The sequence below is a fragment of the Devosia lucknowensis genome, from assembly GCF_900177655.1.
Lineage (GTDB): Bacteria > Pseudomonadota > Alphaproteobacteria > Rhizobiales > Devosiaceae > Devosia > Devosia lucknowensis.
Window position 1 is genome coordinate 493,579 of record NZ_FXWK01000002.1, and the last position, 26,030, is coordinate 519,608.

The window sequence follows — 26,030 nt, forward strand, 5'->3', positions numbered from 1 at the left end:
GGCCGCCGTTGCAAGGAGATAAAGCGTGACTACACAAGCCGCACGGCTCAAGACCATTCTGGCCCGCCGCGAGGCGGTGATCATGCCTGGTGCTCCGAACGCTCTCTTTGCCAATGTCATTCAGGAACTGGGTTACGAATGCGCCTATGTCACCGGCGCAGGCGTCACAAACATGTATCTGGGCTCCCCCGACGTGGGCCTGATCACCATGAGCGAGATGGCTCAGCATATCGCGGTCATTGCTGAAACGGTGGACATTCCCCTGCTGGTCGACGGCGACACCGGCTTCGGCAATCCGGTCAATACCTACCGCACGGTCCGGACCTATGAACGTGCCGGCGCAGCCGGGATCCAGATCGAGGATCAGGACTTTCCAAAGAAATGCGGACATTTCAACGGCAAGGCCGTCATCCCCACCGACGAAATGGTCCAGAAGATCAAGGCGGCAGTGGACTCCCGGCGCGACGGCGATTTTCAGATCATCGCGCGCACCGACGCCATCGCCGTCAACGGTATCGAGGACGCCCTCGAACGGGCGCACCGCTTTATCGAGGCCGGGGCCGACGTGACCTTTGTGGAGGCGCCGATCAATCTCGAGGACATCGCCCGGGTGGCGCGCGAGTTGCCGGTCCCACAGATCTTCAACTATGTCTTTGGTGGCAAGACCCCGCCGGTGGAGCACGCCGATCTCAAGGAAATGGGTTATGGCGCTGGCCTTTTCGCCAATGCGGCGCTGCAGGCGGCCCTGAAATCGGTGCACCACGTCCTGGGCGAACTGCATCGCACCGGCTCGCTAGAAGGCGTCAAGGATGCGCTGGCGAGTTTCGAAATGCGCCAGAGCGCGGTGCGCAAGGACGACTTCGACGCGATGGAGAAGCGTTACACCTGATTGCCCAACGAGGCCCCAGCCCGAGGATATCCCATGTTCGATCTCGTCATTCACAGCGGACTCGTCGCCCTTCCCGGCCAGGAACCTGCCCTCCTTGACATAGCCGTGAGCGACGGCCGGATCGCCGCGATCCTCGAGCCGGGCACGGCTGTGGAGGCCGCAGCGCACATCGATGCGTCCGGAAAGTTCGTCATGCCGGGCGCGCTCGACGTGCATGTGCATCTGGGCCACGGCGCTGATATCTCCTATCCGCGCGCGGCATCGGACGCCCGCAGCGAGACCTCGGCCGCCGCCAGCGGCGGCGTGACGACCATCGTGCCGTTCATCCTTTCGGCGCAGGAACATTCGACGATCTTCGACGAGATCCGTTCGGTGACGGAAGCGGGCAGCCACATCGACTTCGGCTATCACCTGATCATTTCGACCGAAGAGCAGTTGGCCCAGGTGCCCCGCTACATTGCGGATTACGGCATTCCGAGCTTCAAGATCTTCATGAACAATCGCGGCGGCGAGGGCAAACGCCTCGGCCTGCCGGATATCGACGATGCATTCCTGTTCCGGCTGGCGCAGGCCTGCGCCGAAAATGGCGCCGTGCTCTGTCCGCATCCGGAAAACATCGAGGTCGTGCACTTCTTGCGCCAGCAGGTCATGGCCAAGGATCCGGAAGGGCTCAACGGCCTGACGTCCTGGAATGAATCGCGCCCGCCCTTCGTGGAGGCCGATGCCATTCAGCGCGCGGCACGTCTTTGCCAGGCAGCGGGCGCACCGATCTACGTGGTCCATACGTCATCGGGCGAAGCGCTCGACGCCGCCATTGCGGCTCGCCAGCATGGCGTGTCGATCACCATCGAAACCTGCCCGCACTATCTGACGCACGATGTGACCTGGGAGCGTGGCACGGTCGGCAAGATCAATCCGCCGCTCCGCGAACCGAGCGATCGTGAAGCGCTGTGGGCGGGGATCGCTTCGGGCGCTATCGACACGGTCGCTTCCGACCATGTGCACCGCACCATCGCCGGCAAGGAGGGTGGCATCTGGAAGGCCTCTCCTGGATGCCCGGGCCTCGAAACGCTGTTGCCGGTCATGTTGACCGAGGGGCATCACCGCCGTGGTATCAGTCTCGAACGCGTGGTTGCGCTGTTGTGCGAAAATCCGGCCAGGGCAATGGGCCTTTGGGGCCGGAAGGGCGCGCTCGCACCCGGCTTCGATGCGGATATCGTGCTTGTCGACCTCGATGCTGAATACCGTCTCGAGACGTCCGATATCCTCAGCGATGCAGGCTACAGCATCTACGAGGGCATGCCCTTCAAAGGCCGCGTCACCAATACGCTGGTTCGGGGCGTCGAAGTCTATCGCGACGGCGCCATGATTGCGGACACTGCCGGCCACGGCCGTTACCTTCGTCGCAACCTGCAATCCTAGGAGGCCAGCTTGGCTAGTGACATCGCCGATCCGGCGTCCCAGCTCGCCGAGCGGCTGCCGGGGCTGCGCATAGAGACGCGTGACCTCGACCTTTATTCCACCGACGTCTTCTACCAGGCGCCGCACGCTCCCGTGGCCGTGCTCCATCCGGAGAGCGAAGGCGACATCGTGAACATGGTCCGCGAAGCCGCAGTTCTGGGGCTTGGGCTTTATGCGCGCGGGGGCGGCTTGTCCTATAGCGCGGGCTACTTGCCGGTGCGTCCCAACTGCGCGCTGGTCGATCTTTCGGCGCTCGACAAGGTCATCGAGATCAATGCCGAAGACCGCTATGTCACAGTCGAGGCGGGTGTCACCTGGGCGCAGCTTCGAGATGCGCTGCGTCCGCTGGGCCTGATGACGCCGTTCTGGGGCACCTTTTCGGGCCTTCATGCCACGGTGGGTGGTTCGGTTTCCCAGGGCGCCAAATTCTTCGGCTCGGCATCGCGGGGCAGTTCCGCGGAATCGGTGCTCGGCCTTAGGGTGGTCACCGGCACCGGCGAAGTCATCGAAACCGGATCGGCAGGCGGGGAAAACACCACCCCGTTCTTCCGCAATTATGGCCCCGACCTCACGGGCATATTTCTCGGCGATTGCGGAGCCTTCGGCATCAAGACGCAGATCACCCTGCAGTTGATCCCGACGGCGAAAGGCGAAGCTTTCGTGTCGTTCTCGTTCGACGACCCGGCTGCGCAGATGCGCGCCATGGGCCAGATCGGCGCGGAACTGCTGGCGTCGGAATGCCTCGGCATGGACCCGTTCTCGGCGCAGTCTCGCATGCAGAGCGATGGCCTTCTGGCCGATCTCAAGACCGTCGGGCAGATCATCAAAGGCGCGTCGAGCCTCCGCTCCGGCCTGCGCGACGCAACCCTGATTGCCCTGCACGGCCGGCGCTTCGCCAAAAAGGTCGGCTACCTGATGAACACCATCATCGAGGGTGGCGACCAGCGCGAGGCCGATCGCAAGGCGCAACGCGTGCGGGCCATTGCGCGAAACTTCGGCGGACGCGAAATTCCGGCGTCCATCCCGCGCGTCATGCGCGCCATGCCGTTCCCGCCCATGTCCGGACTTCTGACCCCGTCAGGTAAGCGCATGGCCTGGCTGCACACGGTCGTGCCCAATTCGCGTGGGGCGGAGTGCTTCACCCGCACCGAAGCCGTCTTCCAGCGCGATGCCGTGGCTCTCAAGGCGGCCGGCATATCGCATGGCTACCTGCTTTCCACTCATGGCCCCTCGGGCGTAGGCGTCGAGACACTGATCCGCTGGTCGGATGCGCCACTGCCCATCCATCTCGACTTCATGAGCGAGGCGCAGCGCGCCGCCTTGAAGCGCCGGCCGGACAATCCTGCCTCGCGCGAAAAGCTCAGGGAACTGACGCGCGACATCCTCGCCGAATGGCGGGAACTGGGCGGCGTCCACATGCAGGTCGGCCGAAAGTATCCCTTTATGCAGACGCGCCAGGCGCCGGTCCGCGCCCTCCTCGATCAGCTCAAGCACCAGTTCGACCCTTCGGACATCATGAGCCCGGGCAATCTGTTCACGCTCGACTAGCCCCACAGCGATTCTCAAAAAAGGCCCGGCAGTTCTGCCGGGCCTTTTCCATTTCATGAACGACCGACAAAAAAATGGGCCGGAAAAACCGGCCCATCTTCGTCTCCGGGAGGAGATTATTCGAAGGTGTAGAGGCGAACGATCTCGTCCGGATAGGGGACGTAGTCGATGTCCGCCTTGACGCCATAGACCTGAAGCATGTCGTAGAGCGGGAGGAACTGACGGTCTTCGTTGCTGATGCGGAACGCCTCGCTGATCATTTCCTGCTTCTTGGCCTCGTCGATTTCCTGGCGCTGGGACTTCACCAGGGCATCGATCTCGGGATTGTTGTGACGCAGGTGACCACCGGCCTCGTAGAGGGTCGCGAGGATCGTCTCGGCGTGGAACTGCGAAGAGCCAAAGGCGAAGTAGTACATCGGGCTCAGCTTGTTCTGGACCCAGGCCGGGAAGAAGGCCGTGAATTCCATCGGATTAAGCTGAACCTGAAGACCGGCACTAGTCAGATAGCCGGCGATCGCCTGCGCGACTTCGTTGGCCATCGGATAGTTGTTGTTCGGGTAGTCGAGGATGATCGGGGTGCCGTCATATCCGGCTTCCTGAACCAGCTGCTTGGCAAGTTCGGGGTCGAACTGGGTTGGCGTGAACGAAGCGTCATAGCCCCCGTTGGACGGCGGGATCATCATGCCGGTGGCTTTGCCCGTGCCGCGCATCAGCTGGTCGGCGATGGCAACGCGGTCGATGGCGACGTCAACGGCCTGGCGGATCTTGGGATTGTCGAAGGGCGCCTGATCCGGATTGAGCTCGAGGAAGGCGACGCGGTAGCCTGGCGCAACTTCGACCTTGAGGTCGGGATTGCCGGCCAGCATGTCCATCAGGCTCGGCGGCAGGCTCGGAACGAGATCGACCTCACCCGAAAGCAGGGCATTGGCGCGCGCGGCGTCGGAGGGGATCGGACGGAAGATGCCGGTCTTCACAGCCGGTTCGCCACCCCAGTAATCCGGGAATGCCTGGAGGACCATGCGGTCGTCCTTCACCCATTCGGCCACGGTATAGGGGCCGGTGCCGATCGGGGCGGTTGCATAGCCGGTGTCGCCGTTCGCATCGTAGTAGGCGCGCGACATGACGTAGAGATATTTGCTCTGACGATCGAACATCGCATAGGGCTGAACGAGGGTGAACTTGACGGTGGTGTCGTCAATGGCCTCGGCGGTCTTGACCAGACGCAGGAAGGCGCGGACCGGTGAGGTCTCGTCAGCCAGCACGTGCTCGGTGGTAAAGACCACGTCATCCGCGGTCATGGTCGAGCCGTCGTGGAACTTGACGCCCTCGCGCAGCTTGAACGTCCATTCGGTCAGGTCGTCGCTGACGGTCCAGCTTTCCGCCAGCTGCGGAATAACTTCGCCATCGCGGCCCAGTTCGGTCAACGCATTATAGACGTTGAGGCGCAGATTGAGACCGATCGGCGAGGTATCCTTGCTCGGATCGAGCGTGGGAACGTCGCCCGAAAGCGCGATGGTCAGCTGCTCGGGCGCAGCCATCGCGGCCGTGGACAGGGCGAGCAGCGACGTCGCGCCCACAAGGGCTGCCGCGGCAAAGCCCTTCATCATTGTGAAGTAAGACATGAAAACTCCCTTGCTGGTTTGGGGATTCTGTCCGTGCATCGGCCGGCAGTCCCTTCCCTCGACCTAGAGACTATTCACCTCTGCTGATAACTGTCAACAGTTTACCGAAGACTGCGCTTGCGGGCGCTCCACCGCACCAAGCTGGGCGCAAAATTCATTACGTAATGCCGAAATCCGAGGCGTGGAGCTCTACTGGCTGGCCGTGCTCGGTCCTGAGAAAGGCACTCTGCCAGGCGGCAGCATACTTATCGCGCTCCTCATGGCTTATGATGTCTGCCTCGATCAGCACTCGTTCCAGCGCTCGCTGCCACGCGGCATAGTATCCATCGTTGCCCTGGGCAGGACCTGCAGCGTCCTTTTCCAGCTCCTCGCCCAGGACCTCGGTCCAGCGCGTCCAGGAGAAGTGTCCCTTCTGCGACATCAGCTCGGCAATGGCGTGGGCCTTGGCCTGCCAAACTGTTTCGAACACCTTCGGACGGGGCTCGGTCCGTTCGTGTGCGTCACTACAATGGCTCAAGGTAAGGCTCCCAGGCGTCGATGACGACTTCAAAACTCGGCTGCTCCAAGGGCCCCCACAAGTCGTCGGAATTGAAGGCGACCGCATAGACCCAGGTGGGGTGCTCGCCCAGCCCGAGGGCGTTCGTGTCGGGAAAGACATGAACGCCGTGTACCCTGAGCACCGTGCCTTCCACACCGCGCGCATAGCGCGGCAGGCGCGTATGCGTGGCCGGATTGATGCGGCGCGCGCGGACCGCATCGCCTGCCTTGAAACGGGCCGGTGCGGTTGCAGTGCGCGCTGAAGAGTTGCCGCGCCTGACGCCCGCCGGCACCATGCCGGCCTCGAGCACATTGCGGATCGGCTTGGCCGGCTGACTGGCATGTCCTGCTTCCAGCTCTGACGGATCGATAAATCCATCCGATGTCAGCAGCTTGACGATGCGGGTGTACCAGAGCTCGTAATAGCCCATCGACAGGTAGTCTGCCGGCGGGATGCTTTCGGTGGTCGCGCGGTTCCGGTCGATGTTCCATTCGCCGCTCGCAAAGACCGCCTGGGCCACCCCGAACATTCGGCGCTCCCACGGGCGGGCGAACACCGGCTCATTACGATCGGGACGGATCGGCCCGAGGTTCTGCATACCCCCAAGATCGTGGGCGCCGTTCATGCGTGGTCTCCGGCAGGGATGACAGCAGTGCCGATCATGGCGTCGCGCGTTACCAGTCGGGCGAGCTCGTCTTCGCTCAGATGCCCGGTGCCAACAGGGCGCTGCGGAATGACCAGGTAGCGAGTGTCGGCAGTGGAATCCCAGACACGGATGGTCACGGTATCGGGCAGGAACAGATTGAACTGGGCCAGCACGCCCCGCGGGTCGATGACGGCCTGGGCCCGATAGGCGGGCGCCTTGTACCACTTTGGCGGCAGGCCGAGCAGGGGAACAGGGTAGCAGGAGCAGAGGGTGCACACGACCATGTTGTGCACCGCGTCCGTATTCTCGACGGCGACGATGTGTTCCCCCTGCCGCCCGGTGAAGCCAAGCGAGGCCACCGCGGCCGAGGCATCATCCAGCAACCAGGCGCGAAAGTCCTGATCCACCCAGCTTTTCGCGACCACTTTTGCCCCGTTCCGGGGCGTGATGTCGTTTTCGTAGGTCTCGATCAACGCATCGATGGCCGCCGGATCGATGTAACCCTTCTCGACGAGCACGGTTTCGAGGGCGCGCACTCGCACGTCCATGTCGTCGTAGTGCTCATGATCGTGCTCGTGGCCATGATCGTGATTATGACCATGCTCTTGCGCATGATCACCTGATGGAGGCTTGAGGGCCATGATCAACTTCCTGCGCTTTGCCAGGACGACATGAGCGTGCCGGTTTCCGTCACTTCCGCAAATGACCACGACATGTTGAAAAGGGCATAGTGATTGCGGCCGGGATCGATCTCGGCGACAGCGTCGCGCAGCACAAACGTCCAGTAGTCGCGCTGGCCGGCATCGCGGACCGTGGTCTCAACGCAGATGCTGGTCGTGACGCCGCAGATTACCAGGTTCCGGATACCGGCCGAAGTCAGGATCGGCTCGAGGCGCGTGCCGTAAAAGCTGCTGGGCCGACTCTTGTCGATGACGATCTCATCGGGACGGGGCGCGAGTTCGGGCAGAATATCGATTTCGTCCTGCCCCTCGCCGAGCGAGCGCAGATCGATACGGCGCGCATTGCGCTCGCGTCGATGCACGGGAAAATCCCGCATGCTTTTGGCGTAGACGAAACGGGTGAAAATGACGGGCACCTTGGCGGCGCGTGCGGCCGCGGCAGCGCGTACGCAGCCATCGATTGCATCGCGCAGCGGGGTGATGTCGGTTCCGGACTGTCCCATCGACAGCGCCGGATCCATGAAGGCCTTCTGCATATCGATGACGAGGAGTGCCGTATCCTTGGTCGGCACGCGACCGGAAAACATGGGAATTTCAAGCATGGCTTTTCCTTGCAGATCGGTCCGGCGCCAGGGATGGGGCCGGACCGCGCGGGTCACTTGAAGGTATAGAGGCGCACGAACCCGTCTGGATACGGATCGAATTCAAGGCCTTCGACCATGCCGAAGGCATTGTATTCGCGATAGATCGGGATGTTGTAGCGATCCTGGGCGGCGATGCGGAACAGGTCATTGATGACCTTGGTCTGCTCCGCTGTGTCCCTGATGGTCCGCTGCTGCTTTACCAGGGCATCGATCTCCGGATTTTCCTTATAGACCCGGCCACCGTTTTCATACATCGCGACCAGGATGGTATCGGCGTGATACTGGGTCGAGCCGTAGGCGAACACATACATGGCATCCATGCTGGTCTGCGCCCATTTCGGGAAGAAGGCGGTGAACTCGGATGGACGAATTTCCACGTTCAGGCCGGCCTCCGTCAGGTAGCCGGCAATGGCCTGCACCGTTTCGTTGGCCATCGAGAAATTGTTGTTCGGGTATTCGATCGGAATGACTTCTCCGTTGTATCCCGATCCGACCACAAGTTCCTTGGCGCGCGCCATATCCTGAGATACGGCCTCGACTGCGGGATCAAAGCCCACTGAACCTTCCGGTATCATCATCGGGGCCGGTGCACCCATGCCCCGCAGCAAGCCATTGGCGATAGCGTCGCGATCGATCGCAAGATCGATGGCCTCGCGGATGGCAGGATTGTCCAGCGGCGGCGCGTTGACGTTGAAGCCTGCGAAAATCACGCGAAATCCCGGGGCGACCAGGGTCTTCACGCCCGGCGCATTGCCAAGGGTGTCCATCAGCGATGGCGGCAGAGCCACCGCCAGATCAATGCCACCCGACATCAGCGCTGCTACACGACCGGCTTCGGACGGCAATGGCCGGAACGTCGCCGTCTTGATCGCCGGCGCCCCTGCCCAGTAGTCCTCGTAGGCTTCGAGCTGCATGTGATCGTCGCGCACCCATTCCACCACGCGATAGGGACCGCTGCCGATAGGCTTGCGCGCATAGCCGTCATCGCCCACGGCCTCATGGTAGGCCTTGGACATGATGCTGATGAAACTGATCTGCCGATCAAAAATGGCGTAGGGCTGGATCAGGGTGAATTCGACAGTATTGTCGTCGAGTGCCGCGACGCTATCCACGAGACGGATGAAGGGCCGCGTCGGCGATTTGGGGTCGTTGAGAATATATTCGACGGTATAGACCACGTCGGCGGCGGTCACGGGCGCACCATCGTGGAAGGTCGTTCCGGGCCGCAGGTTGAAGGTCCAGGTAACGAGGTCATCGGACGCATCCCAATCGGTCGCCAACCTCGGCGACACAGACCCGTCTCGCCCGATTTCCGTGAGTTGATCGAATACGTTCAGCCGATAATTGTATCCGAGCGGCGTGCTGTCGGCGCTGGGGATCAGCGACGGGAAATCGCCCGTGAGACCAACGGAGAGCGTTTCCGGCGCCGCATATCCGGGCACGCCGGCCAGCGCCAGCGCTGCTGCCGCCATTACTGCGCGAACCAATGTTTTCATCTTTGCTCCTTCACCTTGTGCTTTAGCGGTCTGAAAGGCGGGATGGTCGTTCCATTTTTATCCTCATTCCGCCTCGATATTCCCGTTAGATCGTTGTTCTAATTACCTTCTCTTGCCTGATGGCAGATCTTGTCCGCACCCCTCGGCCAGGTCCGGTGGAGTTCTGCGTTCGCCACTGCCTAACACTGCGAAAAACCTACCTGTCGACAGATGCCAACGACGTGATAGTCCGGCCGCACTGCATCTGGCAGGTGCGGATTTATGTGCCGAGGCGCATAATTTGTCTTTCTACTACAGGCGTTTGACTGACCGAAACCGATGCAATCTCGCTGTCAAGGAACGACCGCCCCCTTCGCAGGCTTGGCCGCAGACCCAGTCAACTCTCCTCAGCGGGGAGCTTCCTGAACTTTCTGTCATCTGTCAACAGTTGAGGGGTCGCGTAATACGAATGGCGGGAGGCGCAGCGCTGATCGAGAAATTATCGACCGCTTTCCAGACCGCATATCCACTACCTACTGGACGCGGTGCGCTAGCGCGTTCAGGCGTTTCTCGATCTCAACCACGCCGTCATTGCCCTGGTCGTCCGGCAATCAAGCGCAGTGATGACAGAGGCGGAGGGAGTGAGCCACCTCAGGTCAAGTGTGAAACGCGCTAGCCCAGCATGAGATGGCGGATCTGGGTGTAGTCGATCAGCGACTGCATGGAGAGATCGGACCCGTAGCCCGAATTCTTCATGCCGCCATGCGGCATCTCCGTCGCCATGACACCATGGGTATTGATCCAGGTGACCCCGTATTCGAGCGCATTGGCGATTTCCATCGCCGTGTCCGTCTTTTGCGACCAGACCGATGAGCCCAGGCCATATTCGGATGCATTGGCCCAATCGAGGGCCTGCTGGTTATTGTCGAAGGCGGTGATGCTGAGCACCGGACCGAAAACTTCCTTCTGCACGATCTCGGCTTCGATCGGCGCGGCAACCAGGGTTGGCGCGAAGAAGAACCCATCCGGATCGGCGGCCTGGCCCTGGATCACGTCAAACCCCTGCGCGCGGGCGCGGGACACGAAGCCATCGACCCGCTCCTGCTGCCGGGCGCTGATGACAGGTCCAAACTCGACATCGTCACGATCGGGCCGGCCATAGACCAGCGATCCGATCATGGCCTCGAGCTTGTCGGTCAGGGGCTGCACTACGTCAAGATGCGCGAAGATGCGGCAGGCAGCGGTGCAGTCCTGCCCGGCATTGTAGAAACTGGCTTCGCGCAGCGTTTCGACCAGCTTGTCAAGGTCAGCATCTACGCAGACGATGACCGGTGCCTTGCCGCCCAGTTCGAGATGGGTGCGCTTGATCATCGGGCCGGCGGCGGCCTGCAGCACGGCGCGGCCGGTGCGCACGTCGCCGGTGAGGGAGATCATTCGCACGAGATCGTGCGAAATCAGCGCGTGGCCAACATCGGGGCCGTTGCCCGTAACGACGTTGACCACCCCCGCCGGCAGGATTTCCGCAAAGATGTCGCTCAGTGCCAAAAGGCTGAGTGGCGTGAGTTCGGATGGCTTGATCACCACGGCATTGCCCGCGGCAATCGCCGGGGCGATCTTCCAGGCCGCCATCAGCAGCGGATAGTTCCAGGGCGCGATCTGGGCGATGACGCCAATGGGATCGCGGCGCACAAGGCTCGTGCGGCCCTGTCCACGATAGTTTCCGGCGGCCGGTGCGGGCATGTTGCGCACCGCAGTGCCGTAGAAACGAAAGACATCGGCGACATTGGCCAATTCGCCGGTCCTGGCAAAGCGCAACGGCTTGCCGGCATTGCGCGATTCCACTTCTGCCAAGCGTTCGACCTTTGCCTCGATGGCATCGGCAATAGCCAGCAATGCTGCGCTGCGCTCGCGCGGCGCGCGCTTCGACCAGTCCTTGTAGGCAGCATGGGCGGCCCCTACCGCCTGGTCGATCTGGCCCGTACTTGCCGACGGTACCTCCGCCAGCGGCTTTCCAAAAGCCGGTTCGTAGGCTGTTTCGGCCTTGCCTTCGCCTTCGACAAACGTGCCGTTGATGAAGAGGCGGGTCGAAAAATCAGTCATGCAGCAGTCTCCGCTCCGGGTGCAGGCATATAGCTCGAACGCGCCGCCTCCCCGAGATAGTGCCAGAAGGCCAGGTCATGCGGCCGGTCCTCGGGCCGCCACTCCGGATGCCATTGTACAGCAAAGACCGGCGCCGACGACCCGGTCGCGGCCACCGCTTCGATGATCCCTTCGGGGCCGGTGGCGTTTGCGACGAGACCCTTGGCCAACCGGTCGATGGCCTGGAAATGCACGCTGTTCACCACCAGCCTTTCGGCCTCCGCGAACCGGAAGAGCGTAGAATTGGCCACGACCTCGACCGGGTGGGTGAACGCGAACGTCTCCTCCAGCGAGGCATCGTCGGGAGCATGGTGGTGGTCAGCACCGATACTGTGGCGCAGGTCCCTCAGCGTGCCGCCCAGGGCCACGTTTATTTCCTGAAGCCCCCGGCAGATACCGAAGATCGGCTTGGCGGAGTTCATGCCGGCGCGGATCAGCACCTGGCCGAAATCATCGCGGCCATCGTCATTGGGCAAATGGGCCGGCGTGTCCGAGCCATATCGGCGCGGCGCAATATTGGAATTGCTGCCGGTAAGGAGGATGGCATCGAGCCGCGCGACGAGATAGGCGGCGTTGTCGGCCGACTGGTTGGTGGGGATGATCAGGGGAATGGCGTCGGCGAAGCGTTCGACGGCCTCGAGGTAGCGGTGCTTGACCGCCTGCGCCGGTTCGCCCTCGACCGTGCGTCCACAGGCGATAACACCGACGACAGGCCGGTGCTGGCGCATTTGCGAAGTCATTTCCGGCATTTAACGCCGCTCCTCTTCCCGTTTCACGGCAGCACCTGTTAGGCTGGAGTCATGTCACACAAAAAAGGCGACGGACAGGTATGAGTTCCGAAACGATCGCAAACGAAGACATCGTGTCCTGGCTTGCGGATAATCCGCAGATCGAAGTGCTGCACACGGCCGTATGCGACCTCAACGGCATCATGCGCGGCAAGCGCATTCCCATCGACCAGGCCCGGCGCGTTGCCGAAAACGGCATCCGCATGCCTCTTTCCATCGTCGGCGTGGACGTGTGGGGCGAGGATATCGTGGGCAACCCGATGGTCTACAAGAGCGGCGATATCGACGGCATCTGCAGCCCCACCGGTCGCGGCGCCATGCCGATCAACTGGACCACGCGCCCCAGCGCCATGATCCCGCTCTGGATGTTCGAGGATGCGCGCACCCCGTTTCTGGGCGATCCGCGGCAGGCCCTGGCGCACGTGCTGCGCCGCTATGCCGAGCACGGGCTCGAGCCGGTCGTGGCGACCGAACTCGAATTCTACCTCGTCGACCCCAACGCCGACAGCGCGACACCGCCGATCTCGCCCTATACAGGCAAGCGCCTCGACTCCGACGCCATCCTGTCGCTCGACGAGCTCGAGGATTTCGGCGAATTCTTTCGCGACGTCTATCTGCAATGCGCGCAGCAGAACGTGCCTGCCGACACGGCGGTGGCCGAAAACGGTATCGGCCAGTTCGAGATCAATCTTCTCCATACCGATGGGCTCAAGGCCGCCGACGACGCCGTACTCTTCAAGCGCATCGTCAAGGGCGTGGCGCGCAAACACAATCTCGTCGCTACCTTCATGGCCAAGCCGTATGGCGCGCGTTCGGGCAATGGTCTGCATGTGCATTTCAGCCTCAACGACATGGCCGGCAACAATGTCTTCGACGACGGCACCGAAAGCGGTTCGGAGGTGATGCATCATGCAGTGGGCGGGCTGCTTTCGGGCATGGCTGAAACCACGTTGCTGTTCGCCCCGCACTTCAATTCCTACCGGCGCCTGCGCCCCGATACGCATGCGCCGAGCGCGGTATCGTGGGGTTACGAGAACCGCACCACGGCTGTGCGCATTCCCGGCGGCAACCCGAAGGCCCGACGCATCGAGCATCGCGTGGCGGGGGCGGACGCCAATCCCTACCTCGTCCTTGCCGGCATCCTTGGCGCTGCCCTCGTCGGCATCGAGGACCAGATCAAGCCCACCAAGCCGTTCAAGGGCCGTGCCTATTCGGAACGCCTGCCCAAGCTTCCGGCCGACTGGGCCTCGGCGGTGAATGCCTTCGAGGACGGCGACATGGTGCCCCGCATTTTCGATCCGGCCCTCCATTCGCTGTTCGTCGCCTGCAAGCGACAGGAGATCGCGGGCTTTGCCTCGCAGGTCACCGATCTTGAATTCTCTGCCTATCTGGAGGTGGTGTGATGGCCGAAACACCGAGCGCGCATTCGCCCTATCCGCCGAGCTACTACGCCGCCTCGCGCAATATCGTCCGCGAGAGCAAGGCGCTCGAGGGCGACGTAACGGCCGACATCTGCGTGGTCGGGGCTGGCTATTCCGGCCTCTCGTCGGCGATTAGCCTCGCCGAGCATGGATTTTCGGTCATCGTGGTGGAAGCGGCCGAGGTCGGGTGGGGCGCGTCGGGTCGCAATGGTGGGCAGATCGTCAACGGTCTCAACGCCAGCCTTGAAACCATCCAGCGCCGCTATGGCGACACCACCGCCGCCTTCTTCGGCACCCTGCTGCAGGAAGGTGCGGGGATCATCTATGATCGGGTCGAGCGCTACGGAATCCAGTGCGATCTCAAGCGCGGCAACATCTACGCGGCGTATACGCCCAAGCACATGGACGAGCTGCGCGCCAAGCAGGCGCTATGGCGCCAGCACGGCATGGACGATCACGAACTGCTCGACCGGGCCCAGATCCGCAAGCACATCGGCTCGGATGTCTATGAAGGGGGCATGATCGACCATTCCGGTGGTCACATGCATCCGCTCAATCTCGCTCTCGGGGAAGCCGCGGCGTTCGAGAGCCTGGGTGGGACGATCTTCGAACACTCGCCCGTCACCAAGGTCGAGCAGGACGCGACGGGAGCCACCGTCACCACGGCCAAGGGGCGCGTGCGTGCGAAGACGGCCATCGTCTGCGGCAACGCCTACCTGGGCAATGTCGTCCCGGAACTCACCTCCCGCATCATGCCGGTCTCGACCCAGATGATGGCGACCGAACCGCTGGGCGAGGACCGCGCAAAGGCTCTCCTGCCGACCGACATGTGCGTCGAGGACGTGCGCTACATTCTCGATTACTTCCGCCTGTCGGCCGATCATCGGCTGATCTTCGGCGGCGGCGTCGTCTACGGCGGCACCGATCCGGCCGACGTCGTCGCAAAACTGCGACCCAATCTCGATAAGGTCTTCCCGCAGCTCAAGGACGTCAAAATCGATTATGCCTGGAGCGGCAATTTCGCCCTGTCATTCTCGCGAGTCCCGCAACTGGGCCGGCTGGGCCAGAACATTTATTTCGCCCATGGCGATTCCGGCCACGGCGTCACCGGCACCCACCTGTTCGGCCGCATCCTCGGAGAAGCCGTGCGCGGCGACATGACCCGCTTCGACACCTTCGCAAAACTCCCCTGGATCCGCTTCCCGGGCGGCAGAATGTTCCGCGCGCAATATTCGACGCTTGGCTCCTGGTGGTACGCGCTCCGGGACAAGCTGGGCATCTAGGCGCTCACTGCCACAGTTCCACCCTGCTTTGGAAATGCTGCAGAACTTCCAAAAATCTCACCCTTGACGCTCAGCAATAGTGTGCTAGATTACTAGAACACTATACGAGCGAGACACATGGATGACTTTCACTCGAGCCAGCCGATCTTCGTTCAGATCCGGCAGAGGCTGATCGAGATGATCCTCCGGCGTCAGGTCAACGAGGGCGATCCACTGCCCTCGGTGCGCCAGATCGCCGCCGATTTGTCGGTCAATCCGCTGACGGTTACGAAGGCCTTCGAGGCCTTGGTCGATATCGGCGTGGTGGAAAAACGCAGGGGACTTGGAATGTTCGTAACCACTGGAGCGCGGGCGGGGCTGCTGGCCCACGAGCGCGAAAAATTCCTTAGGGAAGACTGGCCGCGCATCGCGGCACAGATCAGGGCACTCGACCTCGATGTCGAAGACCTCGTCCAGACGGACAAAACGCTACAGGGGCAGACGAAATGACCGACCTCTCCATTTCCGCCGAGCCAATCGTTTCGGCGCGCGGGCTCTCGAAGTCCTTCGGCCGCAAGAAGATCCTGCACGATCTCGACTTCGACATTCCGGCCGGTCGCATTTATGGGCTCATCGGTCACAATGGCGCGGGCAAGACCACGACGCTCAATGCCATGCTGGGTCTGACGAGCTACGAGGGCACAATCCGGGTCCTGGGCGAGGACCCCTTCGCGCGGCGTGCCAAGCTCATGGAGAACGTCGCCTTCATTTCCGACGTGGCCAGCCTCCCGCGCTTCCTGCGCGTGCGGGAGCTGTTCGCGCTCCTCACCAACATCCACCCCAACTTCTCGCCCGACAAGGCCCGGCAGTTCCTCGAAGGCACCGACATCCGGCCGGAGATGAAGATCAAGACCCTCTCAAAGGGCATGATCGCCCAACTCCATCTCGCGGTGGTGATGGCCATCGACGCCAAGTTGCTGGTGCTCGACGAACCGACGCTGGGGCTCGACATCACCTATCGCAAGCGCTTCTACCGCAGGCTTCTCGAAGACTACATGACCGAGGAACGCACGCTCATCATCACCACCCACCAGGTGGACGAGATCGAGTTCATGCTGTCCGACATCATGTTCATCCGCGACGGCGAGATGATCCTCCACATGCAGATGGAAACGGTGAGCGAAAAGTTCACCCAGCTCGTCGCCAACGAGCCTGAAACCCAGGCTGCGGCCCGCGCCCTCGGGCCCGTCTACGAGGAAACACGCTTCGGCCAGACGGTTTTCATCTTCGACGGCGTGCCGCGCGAACAGCTCGAAACGCTGGGGCGGGTGTCGACGCCCACCATTTCCGATCTCTTCGTTGCGCTGATGCAGCGTCCGACAGCCAATCCGGAGACTGCGCGATGAAGGCATTCCACGCTCTCGTCCAGCGCGAGTTCATCGAACACCGTGGAGCCTTTCTGCTCGCGCCACTGGTGCTGGTCGGGGTGGTCTTCGCCCTGACCATCCTCGCCTTCAGCGTCGATCGTCTCGATACCCGCTTTTCCGGGCAATTGCTGACTGTGGTGCCCACCTGGGTGTTCGAGGCCGGGTTTGCGGGGCTTGCCGTGGCATGGCTCGCCTATCTCGGTTTCGTGCTGTTCTTCTACTGTGCCGACGGCTTCGCCGCGGACAAGCGCGACAATGCGCTGCTGTTCTGGAAGTCGATGCCGGTTTCCGATTTCAAGGTCCTGCTCAGCAAGCTCACCGCCGGGCTCACCGTGCTGCCGGGAGCGGTCTTCGTCGTAGGTCTGATCAGCATTTTCCTCATGTTCGTGGTCGCCTACATAACCATCATGATTGCTGGCCTGGGCAGCGCCACGCTGCTTGGCGCCATTGTCGGCATCTATGGGCAGATGGCGCTGGTTTTCCTGGTCGTCCTTGTCTGTGCGCTGCTCTGGTATCTGCCCTATATCGCCCTTGTGGGCGCCATGGGCAGTGCCGTGGGGCGCTGGGCGATCCCACTGGCGCTGCTGCTGCCAACGGTGGTGTCGGCACTCGAATGGGTCACCCTGGGCGGCCTGCACCCCTTCGCCACCCGCACCTGGGCCTATCTTGACTATCGCTCGCAACTGCCCGTCTCGATGGACCACCTCGATCGCGTATTCGAAGGCCAGGAGGCGTTCAACGCGACACTCTTCGTATCGAATTTCCTGCAGAAATTCGATTGGGTTCAGGTCGGTATCGGCGCGGTGTTCGCCTTTGGGGTGCTTTACCTCGCTTCCGAATATCGCCGGCGGGCACCGGCGAACTAGCCAAGTCCCATGCAGGACCTCCGCCGTCGCGCCCGTCAGGGTGCGGCGGTTTTCTCATGCGCACAGGCGTGCTAGATGCCGCCCACCGATCGCGGCGAGCATGTCATGACCCTTCCCACCATTGTCAGCTTCTGGCACGGCCCCCTGAGCTGGCTCGAAGTGCTCTGCATCACCAGTTTCCGCCGGCGCGGGCACGCGGTAGTGGTTTATTCCTACGAGCCGATGGCAAACCTTCCCTCCGGTGCCGAGTGGCGCGACGCCACTCAGGTGCTGCCGCGCGAACGGCTTGTCTTCTACAAGGGGAAGGGCACGCCGGGGGTGTTTTCGGATCACTTCCGCTATGCCGTCCTGCGCGCGGGCCTTGGCGTCTATGCTGATCTCGATATCTTCTGCGTCAAGCCTATCGCAGGGCCGCCAGACTACCTCTTTGCCTGGGAACGTTCCGGCTCCGTCAATGGCGCGGTATTGCACATCCCCAAGTCGGCACCGCTGCTCGACGATCTCCTCGACATTTTCGAAAAGACCGGGCGTCCGCTTCTCGAACCTCACCTGCCGCCGATCCGCCGCATGGAAGTGGCCATCCGGCGCCTCGTGGGCGACCGCGTATCGCCCGAGCACATGCAATACGGGGCGACGGGCCCCATGGCGTTGACGCATTATGTGGCGCGACACGGATTGACGGCAGAGGTCCGGCCGGCCGCGACGTTCTATCCCGTCCCCTACGAAGGCATTCCGGCGCTGATGAAATCGGACTCGAGCCTTGAGACCGCGATCAAGCCCGACACGCTCGGCATCCACCTTTGGCGCAGCCAACTGACCGATCGCGGCCGCGCTACGCTGCCCCTGCCCGAAGCGGGCAGCGCCCTGGCCGCCCTCTGCGCGGCGGAAGGTCTCAACCCCGCCTCGGTGGTCTAGCCGATCCGCAACGTTTTCTTCCACCAGCGCTTCCGGCGGTGCCTGGCGAAGCGATAAAAGAGATCGTTGGTCATCACATGCCGATAGAGCCGGGCAAAGGCGACGGTATGGAGCAGGCCCGCCAGCACGCCCCAGGGCTTGTTCTCGCCGGTATAGTGCAGGATCGCTGGATCGAGCCCCTCATGGACGGGCCGTGCATCGATGACGTTCCAGCGCCACGGCAACCGGAACCACCTATCCCTGAAAATCAGGTTCAGGAGGTCCTGGTCGTAATAGATGCGCTGCATAACCCCCGTCGCATAGGCTTCTTCCATGCGCCCGATAATGTCGGCGTCGCGCCATCTGGCGACGTCGATCAGCACCAGACCTGCGTTGAAATAGTAGCTGGCCGGATCGAAAAGGTCCCGGTTGGCCCGGAGATCGCGCCCACCGGTAATGAAGGCGCCGCTGGTATCGCGCACCGCGCCGATCGCATGGTTCTTGAGGTCGGTTTCATAGAGGAGCGCGATATCGTCCCGCACCAGCATGTCGCAGTCGAGGTAGAGGATGCGCTCCACGTCCGGCCCGACCAGGCGATCAATCATCAACCGCGCATAGACGATATTGGACAGCCGCTTGTTCTCCGGCATGCGCGCGGCGATATCGGCGAACATTTCGGACTGGTCGAGATCATGCCACCGCAGCGTCACCGGGAATTCGTCGGTGATCGCCTCGAGGTCGGCCCGATGCGCCGCGCTTAGGGTGCGGTGGCAGAGGTGGAAGACAAGTTCCTGACGACGGGTGGTGAACAGGCAGACCGAGCGCATGGTGGCGAAGGCCGGGGCCCAGAAATTATCGTCGAAGGTCAGGGCTATGTGGATGGCCATGATGGGGCGTTCCTATCGCTCGAGCCGCAGCAGGCGCCGCAACCAGCGACGCCGCCGGTGCGCTGCAAAGCGGTAGAACAGTTTATTGGTCATGACGTGGCGGTACCAGCGCGCGTAGGCGGTGCTGTGCAGGATACCCGCCGTCAGGTGCCAGGGTTTGCTGGCCTGGGTGAAATGCAGGATGGCCGGGTTGAGTGCCTCATGCGCCTGGTGTGCATCGATCGTGTTCCAACGCCAGGACAGTGCCTGCCAACGCTCCCGGAAAATCAGGTTCAGCATGTCCTGATCGAAATAGAGGCGCGACAAAACTCGGGAGGCTTCGAGCGCGCCGATCTGCGCCTTCATATCCAGGGTACGCCATTGCGCGAGATCGATCACCAGCACGCCGGAATTGAAGTAGGGCTCGGCGCCATCGAAGATATCGGCGTTTTCGCGCATGTCGCGACGCAGGGGAATAAAAGGCGACAGTGCCTCCTGAACCGCACCCAGGGGCTGCCCACCGAGATCGGCCGCGTATAACTGCTCGATCGGCGCTCGCACCAGCGTATCGCAATCGAGGTAGATCACGCGCTCCACGGTTTGCGGCAGAAGGTCCGGTAGCATCAGCCGCGCATAGACGACCGAAGGCCAGCGCCCGCTCCTCGGCAGACCGGCGACAAAGTCCCCGAAACTGTCCATCTCACCGAGGGGATAGAACGCAAGTTCGGACCCGAACTCGCCGACGATGCCTTCGAGGTCCGTGCGCTGTTCGGCCGTCAGTGGCATATGCAGCAGGTGAAAGACAAGTTCCTTCCTGCGGCTGGTCGACAAGCAGATCGAGCGCATCACCGCATAGGCGGGCGCCCAGAAGTTGGTGTCGAAACAGAGGGCAACGTGGATTTTGCTGGTCACGGTGCGGCCGCTGATTTGGAGGGCGCGAAAAACACGATCGCGCTGACCACGACGAGCAGCAGCTTGGGGGCCTCCACCATGAACAGGACGTCGGTCAGTCCGCTCACGAAAAGCCCCAGGCTCACAGTGACGGCGAGGTAGAGACGGGGCCCGGCCTTCAGCCCGCGGTCACCCTCCCACGCGGCGATCAACGGCGCGGCGATGAAAGCAAGATAAGCCAGAGCACCGAAGACGCCGGCGGCCACGGCAAGGCTCAGGAAGTCGCTGTGGATATAGCTCCAGGCCTCGGCCTCATAGCCCGCTTTGGCCATTTCGGAGAGGTAGGGATAGGCCGCCTGCAGTTGATTGTGCCAGCCGTGCCCGACCAGCGGTGCATCCCAGAAGGCGGCGACGGCCGAGCGGTACATTTCCACGCGATAGATCGAGGAATGATCCGCCGGCAATTCACCGCGCAGCACGGCAAGCACCGGCTCGATCGCACCCAGAGGCCGGGTGAAGCCCAGCGCATTGGCAAGGAAAAAGGCGGCGAGCGTCAACGCGATGATCCCGGCGAACAGCGCAACCTGCCCGATCACCGGCCAACGGCGTTCCCGCAGCCAGAACAGCGCATAGACCACCACCAGGACGAGCGCGGCGAGCATCGAGGCCCGCGTGCCCGAGGCGATGGCGGCGACAAGCCCCAAGACTGGAGCCAGATACAGCACGTAGGCGTAGCCGGGACGAGCCCGAAGCACGCCTGCCAATGCCGCGAAGCCGGCGATCAGCGCCAGATCGGCAAAGTGGATGGGGCTCAGTTCCGGAGCGCTGACGCGGCCGCCACCGCCGAGGATGCCGGAGATGCCGATCCAGGCACAGAGCACCGTCGCGAGGAGAAATATCCAGGACGTGATCTCGACCGACACGCGCCGGGCGAAGGGCATCACCGCTACCGCCAGCAATGGCGCAAGGGCGAAGAGCGCGAAGTCACCGATCGAGGCCGCGCTGGCGCGCTCGGGCTGGAGCAGGAAGGCTGCAGAGATCAGCACGAAGCCTGATATCAAGGCCCATACCCAGCGGGCCTTCAGGATGTTCGCGATGCCGCGGATGGTCAAACCCGTCAGCAGGGCCGGCACCGCGAGAAGCAGGGCCACATAGGCACCGGTATTGCCCATCGTGGCCCATAGACACAGGCTGGCAACGACGAACACTCCGCTCAGGACCGAGGCAACTTTCCATCGCAGTGGCGCGTCTTTGAAGGCAGTGGCGTCCATGCGTCCGGTCCCGTGGTGGTGAGGCTTTCGCCTTTTGCTGGCAACAGCCCGTTCCGGTCAAGAAATTCCTACTTGAGAATGATTTGCAATTGCATTATCTCTGCATCATGCCTTCGGAGTTCACCATGCATCGCCGCCTGCTTCTCGCGCTTAGTCTTGTCGCGCCTCTCGCCCTTGCCGGCCCAACTCTCGCCCAGGATCGGATCAAGGCCGTCACTAGTTTCACCATCCTGGCCGACATGGCGGCGAACGTGGCCGGTGATGCCGCGGACGTGGTGTCGATCACCAAACCGGGCGCGGAAATCCACAATTACCAGCCGACGCCGGGCGATCTCGTCGGCGCGCAGGATGCCGACCTCATTCTCTGGAACGGTCTCAATCTCGAGCAGTGGTTCGCCCAGTTCCTCGACAACCTGCCCGACGTCCCCAACGCCGTGCTGACCGAGGGGATCGAGCCCATGGGCATTGGCGAAGGCCCTTACGAAGGCAAGCCCAATCCACATGCCTGGATGTCGCCCAGCGACGCGCTTGTTTATGTCGAGAACATCCGCAAGGCGTTCGTCGCGGTCGATCCGGCCAATGAAGCGACCTACAATGCCAATGCGGCGGCATATGCGGCCGAAATCACGGCCACGGTCGACCCGATCCGCGATACCATCGCCGCCATTCCCGAGGACAAGCGCTGGCTTGTCACCTCGGAAGGCGCCTTTTCCTATCTGGCGCGCGATTTCGGGCTGCGCGAACTCTATCTCTGGCCGATCAACGCCGATCAGCAGGGTACGCCGCGCCAGGTCCGCACCGTCATCGACGCCGTACGGGAGCACGATATTCCCGCGATCTTCTCGGAATCGACGATTTCTCCCAAGCCCGCCGAGCAGGTGGCGCGCGAGACCGGCATCACCTATGGCGGCGTGCTGTATGTCGACTCGCTGTCGGATGCCGGCGGCCCGGTGCCCACCTATCTCGATCTGCTGCGCGTCACCACCAGCACGATCGTTGCGGGCCTCAACCAATGACCGAAAATCCAGGCCTCGTCGTCGACGACATCACGGTCGCCTATCGCAACGGCACGACCGCACTCAAGCATGCCAGTTTCACCGCGCCACGTGGATCGATCACCGCGCTGGTGGGCGTCAACGGCGCAGGCAAGTCCACCATCTTCAAGGCGCTGATGGGTTTCGTTTCGCTCGCCGGCGGCCGCATTTCCATCCTCGGGCAGGACGGCCGGCAGGCGCAGCGGCAGAACAGGATTGCCTATGTGCCGCAATCGGAAGACGTCGACTGGAACTTTCCGGTGCTCGTCGAAGACGTGGTCATGATGGGCCGGTTCGGCCACATGAACATGCTTCGCATTCCGCGGCCCGTCGATCGCGACAAGGTCGCGGCGGCGCTGGCCCGGGTCGACATGACGTCCTTTGCCAGACGCCAGATCGGCGAACTCTCGGGCGGGCAGAAGAAACGCGTGTTCCTCGCCCGGGCCCTGGCGCAGGAAGGTGAGGTGATCCTCCTCGACGAGCCGTTCACCGGCGTCGACGTCAAGACCGAGGACGCCATCATTGCGCTGCTGCGGGCGTTGCGCGACGAGGGCAAGGTGATCCTCGTCTCCACCCACAATCTGGGCTCGGTTCCCGAATTCTGCGACCGCACCGTTCTCGTCAAGGGCACCGTCCTCGCCCACGGTCCGACCTCCGATGTCTTCACGCGCGAAAAACTCGAGGAAGCGTTCGGCGGGGTGCTGCGCCATTTCGTGCTTTCGGGCGCGGGCCTGCACGACGACGACGATCCGCGCCATCTCTCCGTGCTCACGGACGACGAACGGCCGCTGGTGTTTTACGGCGAGAAGGGCCGCGAGGCGCATCAAAACCGAAAACCGGACGCGCCATGATCGAAATCCTGCTCGAGCCCTTTGGCTACCAGTATATGATAAACGCCATCTGGGTTTCGGCCCTGGTGGGAGGCGTCTGCGCCTTCCTTTCAGCCTATCTCATGCTCAAGGGCTGGTCGCTGATCGGCGACGCGCTGTCCCATTCCATCGTTCCCGGCGTCGCCGGGGCCTATATGCTGGGACTGCCGTTTTCTGTCGGCGCCTTCCTGTCTGGCGGCCTCGCCGCCGGGGCCATGCTGTTCCTGTCCCAGCGCACCAAGCTGCGCGAGGATGCCGTCATCGGCCTCATCTTCACCGGCTTTTTCGGGCTGGGCCTGTTCATGGTCTCGGTCTCGCCTACCTCGGTCGACGTGCAGTCGATCGTCCTGGGCAACATCCTGGCCATCACGCCCGAGGACACGGTGCAGCTTGTGGCGATCTCGGTGGTGACGTTCGGCGTCATGATGGTGATCTGGAAGGACCTCATGGTCACCTTCTTCGACGAGAGCCATGCGCGCTCCATCGGCCTGCGCACGACCGTGCTGAAAGCGGTATTCTTCACGCTGCTGAGCGCCGCCACGGTTGCCGCCATGCAGACGGTGGGCGCGTTCCTCGTCATCGCCATGGTGGTGACGCCGGGCGCGACGGCTTATCTGCTCACCGACCGTTTCCCGCGGCTGATCGTGCTGGCCATCGCGCTGGGCGTCCTTACCTCGGCCATCGGCGCCTATCTCAGCTTCTATCTCGATGGCGCGACGGGTGGCATCATCGTCGTGCTGCAGACCCTGATCTTCCTTCTCGCCTTCGTCTTTGCCCCCAAGCATGGCTGGCTCGCCGCCCGCCGCCGCGTTGCCCGGGAGATCGCATGATGGATGGCGTTCCCTTGAGCGAATGGCTGCTCTGGCCGTTCCAGTTTCCCTTCATGGTCCAGGCCATGGTGATTGCCGTGCTGGTGGCCGTGCCGACCGCGCTGCTTTCCTGTTTCCTGGTGCTCAAGGGCTGGTCGCTGATGGGCGATGCCATTTCCCATGCCGTGCTGCCCGGCGTGGTGCTGGCCTATATCGTCGGCTTGCCGCTCGGCATCGGCGCCTTCATCGCAGGCATGGTCTGCGCCCTCTCGGTGGGCTTCCTCAAGGAGAATTCGCGCATCAAGGAAGACACGGTCATGGGCGTGGTCTTTGCAGGCCTCTTCGGCCTCGGCATCGTACTCTACACGGCCATCACCACCGATGTGCATCTCGACCATATCCTGTTCGGCAACATGCTCGGAGCCGGCATCGACGATATCATCCTGGCCATCGCCATCGCCGTGCTGGTCACGGGCGTGATCGCCGCCAAGTGGCGCGATCTCATGCTCTTCATCTTCGATCCGCAGCAGGCCGGCGCCATCGGTCTCAACACGCGCCTGCTGCACTATGGTCTTCTGGTGCTCATTTCGCTGACCATCGTGGGCGCCCTGCAGGCTGTCGGCATCGTCCTCGTCATTGCCCTGCTGATCGCGCCCGGGGCCATCGCCTTCCTCGTCACGCGCCGCTTCGGCGTCATGCTCTGGGTCGCGCTCGGGATCTCGGTGACGTGCAGCATCGCCGGCGTCTATCTCAGCTTCTTTCTCGACAGCGCACCGGCCCCGACCATCGTCCTGCTGATGAGCCTGACCTTCGTCGCCGCCTTCGTGTTCTCGCAAAGGCGGACAGTGGCAGCCGTCTAGGCCAACCTTATCCTCGCATCCCGCCACGGCCGCACACTGCGCTCCAGTTCGAACCGGAGCCTTTGCATGACCGATACTTCCCGCCTCGCCCTCCCCTTCATCATGGCCGGCCAGGCCCTCAAGCACGTCACCCACAACGACGCTCTCAACCGGCTCGATGCGCTGGTGCAGCCGGTCGTCGAATCCGCAACGCTGACAACCCCACCCACCACGCCTCTGCCGGGCGAGGCCTGGCTCGTGCCGACAGGCGCCGCCGGCGCCTGGGCCGGGCACGGCGACGAGATCGCCGCCTGGCAGGACGGGGCTTGGCGCTTCTTCGATCCGGCAGAGGGCTGGCAGGTTTTCGATCGGGCCAGCGACACCCTTCGCATCTTTTCCGGCACGGCCTGGATCGTGGTCGCGGCCACCGGGGCCGGCTTGCCGCAACTGGGCATCAATGCCAGTGCCGACAGCACCAACCGGCTCTCGGTTTCGGCGCCAGCGACGCTATTCAGCCATGCGGGCGCGGGTCACCAGCTCAAGCTCAACAAGGCCGCGAACGGCGATACGGCGAGCCTTCTCTTCCAATCCAACTGGTCGGGCCGGGCCGAGATGGGGCTAATAGGCGACAGCAACTGGCGCATCAAGGTGAGCCCCGACGGCTCGTCATGGACCGATGCGATCGTGTTCGAGGCCACGACCTCGCTCACGACGGTGGCGGGCATCCTGCGTCCCGCTGCCGACAATACCAGGACGCTCGGCGCCAGCGGTGCGCGCTGGTCGGCGGTCTGGTCGGCCACCGGCACCATCCAGACCTCTGATGCCCGGCACAAGACCGAAATCGGTCCGAGCGATCTCGGTCTCGACTTCATCCGGCTGCTCGAGCCGGTGCGGTTCCGCTGGAAGGGCGGCGACAGCCGCACCCAATACGGGCTCATTGCCCAGCAGGTGGCGGCCACGGCACAGCGCCTCGATGCAGATTTCGGCGGTCATGTCCTCGCCGACCCCGACGACCCGGCCAGTCAGCAGGCCCTGCGCTACGATCAGTTCGTCGCGCCGCTGGTCAGCGCCGTGCAAGAACTGGCAGAGCGGGTCGAGGCCCTCGAAGCAATTTTATCGTGACGATGTCGCAATGGGGGGCCATCATTCGT

25 protein-coding genes are annotated in these 26,030 nt (G+C 62.9%); 14 read left to right on the forward strand and 11 right to left on the reverse strand.

Annotation, left to right across the window (positions count from 1 at the left end):
• Positions 1–25 precede the first annotated feature (25 nt).
• The 3 genes from CCK88_RS14750 to CCK88_RS14760 are packed head-to-tail and all read left to right on the forward strand — an operon-like array spanning position 26 to position 3,898.
• Positions 26–889: an isocitrate lyase/PEP mutase family protein gene (locus CCK88_RS14750; protein ID WP_086471344.1), complete on the forward strand. Its 864-nt coding sequence runs from the start codon at positions 26–28 to the stop codon at positions 887–889.
• A 33-nt stretch (positions 890–922) separates the two neighbouring features.
• Complete coding sequence (locus CCK88_RS14755; protein ID WP_086471345.1) at positions 923–2,311, forward strand: dihydroorotase; 1,389 nt, start codon at positions 923–925, stop codon at positions 2,309–2,311.
• Between the two features lie 9 nt (positions 2,312–2,320).
• Positions 2,321–3,898: an FAD-binding oxidoreductase gene (locus tag CCK88_RS14760; protein WP_086471346.1), complete on the forward strand. Its 1,578-nt coding sequence runs from the start codon at positions 2,321–2,323 to the stop codon at positions 3,896–3,898.
• 116 nt (positions 3,899–4,014) lie between these two features.
• On the opposite strand, the gene CCK88_RS14765 is transcribed toward CCK88_RS14760, so the two are convergent.
• From CCK88_RS14765 to CCK88_RS14800, 8 genes are all read right to left on the reverse strand, one after another.
• A complete protein-coding gene (locus CCK88_RS14765) occupies positions 4,015–5,520 on the reverse strand; it encodes an ABC transporter substrate-binding protein (protein ID WP_170926508.1) in 1,506 nt (501 codons plus the stop codon).
• A 157-nt stretch (positions 5,521–5,677) separates the two neighbouring features.
• Positions 5,678–6,124 (reverse strand): nitrile hydratase accessory protein, encoded by a 447-nt coding sequence (locus tag CCK88_RS14770; protein WP_086471348.1) that lies wholly within the window; start codon positions 6,122–6,124, stop codon positions 5,678–5,680.
• Positions 6,024–6,683, reverse strand: a complete 660-nt coding sequence (gene nthB / locus CCK88_RS14775; RefSeq protein WP_086471349.1) for a nitrile hydratase subunit beta — start codon at positions 6,681–6,683, stop codon at positions 6,024–6,026. The genes CCK88_RS14770 and nthB overlap by 101 nt, the downstream gene beginning before the upstream one ends.
• Complete coding sequence (nthA, locus tag CCK88_RS14780; protein ID WP_086471350.1) at positions 6,680–7,345, reverse strand: nitrile hydratase subunit alpha; 666 nt, start codon at positions 7,343–7,345, stop codon at positions 6,680–6,682. The genes nthB and nthA overlap by 4 nt, the downstream gene beginning before the upstream one ends.
• A gap of 2 nt (positions 7,346–7,347) precedes the next feature.
• Positions 7,348–7,986, reverse strand: coding sequence for a cysteine hydrolase family protein (locus tag CCK88_RS14785; protein ID WP_086471351.1), 639 nt, complete (start codon positions 7,984–7,986; stop codon positions 7,348–7,350).
• Between the two features lie 53 nt (positions 7,987–8,039).
• On the reverse strand, positions 8,040–9,524 hold the full coding sequence (locus CCK88_RS14790) for an ABC transporter substrate-binding protein (protein ID WP_086471352.1): 1,485 nt from the start codon (positions 9,522–9,524) through the stop codon (positions 8,040–8,042).
• Between the two features lie 651 nt (positions 9,525–10,175).
• Complete coding sequence (locus tag CCK88_RS14795) at positions 10,176–11,603, reverse strand: aminobutyraldehyde dehydrogenase (RefSeq protein ID WP_086471353.1); 1,428 nt, start codon at positions 11,601–11,603, stop codon at positions 10,176–10,178.
• The gene (locus tag CCK88_RS14800; RefSeq protein WP_244557555.1) at positions 11,600–12,391 is read right to left on the reverse strand and encodes a gamma-glutamyl-gamma-aminobutyrate hydrolase family protein; all 792 of its coding nucleotides are present in this window, start codon (positions 12,389–12,391) and stop codon (positions 11,600–11,602) included. Before CCK88_RS14800 ends, CCK88_RS14795 begins: the two co-directional genes overlap by 4 nt.
• Positions 12,392–12,471: 80 nt before the next feature.
• On the opposite strand from CCK88_RS14800, the gene CCK88_RS14805 reads away from it, so the two are divergent.
• The 6 genes from CCK88_RS14805 (at position 12,472) to CCK88_RS14830 (ending at position 18,321) form a co-directional block, all read left to right on the forward strand.
• Positions 12,472–13,833, forward strand: coding sequence for a glutamine synthetase family protein (locus CCK88_RS14805; protein WP_086471355.1), 1,362 nt, complete (start codon positions 12,472–12,474; stop codon positions 13,831–13,833).
• Positions 13,833–15,134: an NAD(P)/FAD-dependent oxidoreductase gene (locus CCK88_RS14810; RefSeq protein ID WP_086471356.1), complete on the forward strand. Its 1,302-nt coding sequence runs from the start codon at positions 13,833–13,835 to the stop codon at positions 15,132–15,134. Before CCK88_RS14805 ends, CCK88_RS14810 begins: the two co-directional genes overlap by 1 nt.
• A 117-nt stretch (positions 15,135–15,251) precedes the next feature.
• Positions 15,252–15,623 carry a GntR family transcriptional regulator gene (locus CCK88_RS14815; RefSeq protein ID WP_086471357.1) on the forward strand — a complete coding sequence of 124 codons (372 nt, stop codon included), beginning with the start codon at positions 15,252–15,254 and terminating at the stop codon, positions 15,621–15,623.
• The gene (locus CCK88_RS14820) at positions 15,620–16,519 is read left to right on the forward strand and encodes an ABC transporter ATP-binding protein (RefSeq protein ID WP_086471358.1); all 900 of its coding nucleotides are present in this window, start codon (positions 15,620–15,622) and stop codon (positions 16,517–16,519) included. Before CCK88_RS14815 ends, CCK88_RS14820 begins: the two co-directional genes overlap by 4 nt.
• On the forward strand, positions 16,516–17,406 hold the full coding sequence (locus CCK88_RS14825) for a hypothetical protein (RefSeq protein ID WP_086471359.1): 891 nt from the start codon (positions 16,516–16,518) through the stop codon (positions 17,404–17,406). The genes CCK88_RS14820 and CCK88_RS14825 overlap by 4 nt, the downstream gene beginning before the upstream one ends.
• 75 nt (positions 17,407–17,481) lie before the next feature.
• A complete protein-coding gene (locus CCK88_RS14830) occupies positions 17,482–18,321 on the forward strand; it encodes a glycosyltransferase family 32 protein (RefSeq protein WP_086471360.1) in 840 nt (279 codons plus the stop codon).
• On the opposite strand, the gene CCK88_RS14835 is transcribed toward CCK88_RS14830, so the two are convergent.
• From CCK88_RS14835 to CCK88_RS14845, 3 genes are read right to left on the reverse strand one after another with little or no spacing between them, the layout of a single operon-like run.
• A complete protein-coding gene (locus CCK88_RS14835; protein WP_086471361.1) occupies positions 18,318–19,187 on the reverse strand; it encodes a glycosyltransferase family 8 protein in 870 nt (289 codons plus the stop codon). The genes CCK88_RS14830 and CCK88_RS14835 overlap by 4 nt on opposite strands.
• Before the next feature lie 12 nt (positions 19,188–19,199).
• Positions 19,200–20,078: a glycosyltransferase family 8 protein gene (locus CCK88_RS14840; RefSeq protein WP_170926510.1), complete on the reverse strand. Its 879-nt coding sequence runs from the start codon at positions 20,076–20,078 to the stop codon at positions 19,200–19,202.
• Positions 20,075–21,328: an O-antigen ligase family protein gene (locus tag CCK88_RS14845; RefSeq protein ID WP_086471363.1), complete on the reverse strand. Its 1,254-nt coding sequence runs from the start codon at positions 21,326–21,328 to the stop codon at positions 20,075–20,077. Before CCK88_RS14845 ends, CCK88_RS14840 begins: the two co-directional genes overlap by 4 nt.
• Before the next feature lie 125 nt (positions 21,329–21,453).
• Here CCK88_RS14845 and CCK88_RS14850 point away from each other — a divergent pair, with 125 nt between their 5' ends.
• The 5 genes from CCK88_RS14850 to CCK88_RS14870 all read left to right on the forward strand — a co-directional run bounded on the left by CCK88_RS14850 (position 21,454) and on the right by CCK88_RS14870 (position 26,001).
• Positions 21,454–22,344 (forward strand): metal ABC transporter substrate-binding protein, encoded by an 891-nt coding sequence (locus tag CCK88_RS14850; protein ID WP_086471988.1) that lies wholly within the window; start codon positions 21,454–21,456, stop codon positions 22,342–22,344.
• Positions 22,341–23,213 carry a manganese/iron ABC transporter ATP-binding protein gene (locus CCK88_RS14855; protein WP_086471364.1) on the forward strand — a complete coding sequence of 291 codons (873 nt, stop codon included), beginning with the start codon at positions 22,341–22,343 and terminating at the stop codon, positions 23,211–23,213. Before CCK88_RS14850 ends, CCK88_RS14855 begins: the two co-directional genes overlap by 4 nt.
• Positions 23,210–24,061 carry a metal ABC transporter permease gene (locus tag CCK88_RS14860; RefSeq protein ID WP_086471365.1) on the forward strand — a complete coding sequence of 284 codons (852 nt, stop codon included), beginning with the start codon at positions 23,210–23,212 and terminating at the stop codon, positions 24,059–24,061. The genes CCK88_RS14855 and CCK88_RS14860 overlap by 4 nt, the downstream gene beginning before the upstream one ends.
• On the forward strand, positions 24,058–24,900 hold the full coding sequence (locus CCK88_RS14865) for a metal ABC transporter permease (protein ID WP_280173827.1): 843 nt from the start codon (positions 24,058–24,060) through the stop codon (positions 24,898–24,900). Before CCK88_RS14860 ends, CCK88_RS14865 begins: the two co-directional genes overlap by 4 nt.
• A 66-nt stretch (positions 24,901–24,966) precedes the next feature.
• The gene (locus tag CCK88_RS14870; protein ID WP_086471366.1) at positions 24,967–26,001 is read left to right on the forward strand and encodes a DUF2793 domain-containing protein; all 1,035 of its coding nucleotides are present in this window, start codon (positions 24,967–24,969) and stop codon (positions 25,999–26,001) included.
• Positions 26,002–26,030: the final 29 nt, after the last annotated feature.

Coding starts and splice junctions, on each gene's coding strand:
- CCK88_RS14755 (WP_086471345.1), top strand. CDS start 923: ATGTTCGATCTCGTCATTCACAGCGGACTCGTCGCCCTTCCCGGCCAG.
- CCK88_RS14765 (WP_170926508.1), bottom strand. CDS start 5,520: ATGTCTTACTTCACAATGATGAAGGGCTTTGCCGCGGCAGCCCTTGTG.
- CCK88_RS14770 (WP_086471348.1), bottom strand. CDS start 6,124: ATGCGGTCGCCTTCAATTCCGACGACTTGTGGGGGCCCTTGGAGCAGC.
- nthB (WP_086471349.1), bottom strand. CDS start 6,683: ATGAACGGCGCCCACGATCTTGGGGGTATGCAGAACCTCGGGCCGATC.
- nthA (WP_086471350.1), bottom strand. CDS start 7,345: ATGGCCCTCAAGCCTCCATCAGGTGATCATGCGCAAGAGCATGGTCAT.
- CCK88_RS14785 (WP_086471351.1), bottom strand. CDS start 7,986: ATGCTTGAAATTCCCATGTTTTCCGGTCGCGTGCCGACCAAGGATACG.
- CCK88_RS14790 (WP_086471352.1), bottom strand. CDS start 9,524: ATGAAAACATTGGTTCGCGCAGTAATGGCGGCAGCAGCGCTGGCGCTG.
- CCK88_RS14795 (WP_086471353.1), bottom strand. CDS start 11,603: ATGACTGATTTTTCGACCCGCCTCTTCATCAACGGCACGTTTGTCGAA.
- CCK88_RS14800 (WP_244557555.1), bottom strand. CDS start 12,391: ATGCCGGAAATGACTTCGCAAATGCGCCAGCACCGGCCTGTCGTCGGT.
- CCK88_RS14805 (WP_086471355.1), top strand. CDS start 12,472: ATGAGTTCCGAAACGATCGCAAACGAAGACATCGTGTCCTGGCTTGCG.
- CCK88_RS14810 (WP_086471356.1), top strand. CDS start 13,833: ATGGCCGAAACACCGAGCGCGCATTCGCCCTATCCGCCGAGCTACTAC.
- CCK88_RS14815 (WP_086471357.1), top strand. CDS start 15,252: ATGGATGACTTTCACTCGAGCCAGCCGATCTTCGTTCAGATCCGGCAG.
- CCK88_RS14820 (WP_086471358.1), top strand. CDS start 15,620: ATGACCGACCTCTCCATTTCCGCCGAGCCAATCGTTTCGGCGCGCGGG.
- CCK88_RS14825 (WP_086471359.1), top strand. CDS start 16,516: ATGAAGGCATTCCACGCTCTCGTCCAGCGCGAGTTCATCGAACACCGT.
- CCK88_RS14830 (WP_086471360.1), top strand. CDS start 17,482: ATGCCGCCCACCGATCGCGGCGAGCATGTCATGACCCTTCCCACCATT.
- CCK88_RS14835 (WP_086471361.1), bottom strand. CDS start 19,187: ATGGCCATCCACATAGCCCTGACCTTCGACGATAATTTCTGGGCCCCG.
- CCK88_RS14845 (WP_086471363.1), bottom strand. CDS start 21,328: ATGGACGCCACTGCCTTCAAAGACGCGCCACTGCGATGGAAAGTTGCC.
- CCK88_RS14850 (WP_086471988.1), top strand. CDS start 21,454: ATGCATCGCCGCCTGCTTCTCGCGCTTAGTCTTGTCGCGCCTCTCGCC.
- CCK88_RS14855 (WP_086471364.1), top strand. CDS start 22,341: ATGACCGAAAATCCAGGCCTCGTCGTCGACGACATCACGGTCGCCTAT.
- CCK88_RS14860 (WP_086471365.1), top strand. CDS start 23,210: ATGATCGAAATCCTGCTCGAGCCCTTTGGCTACCAGTATATGATAAAC.
- CCK88_RS14865 (WP_280173827.1), top strand. CDS start 24,058: ATGATGGATGGCGTTCCCTTGAGCGAATGGCTGCTCTGGCCGTTCCAG.
- CCK88_RS14870 (WP_086471366.1), top strand. CDS start 24,967: ATGACCGATACTTCCCGCCTCGCCCTCCCCTTCATCATGGCCGGCCAG.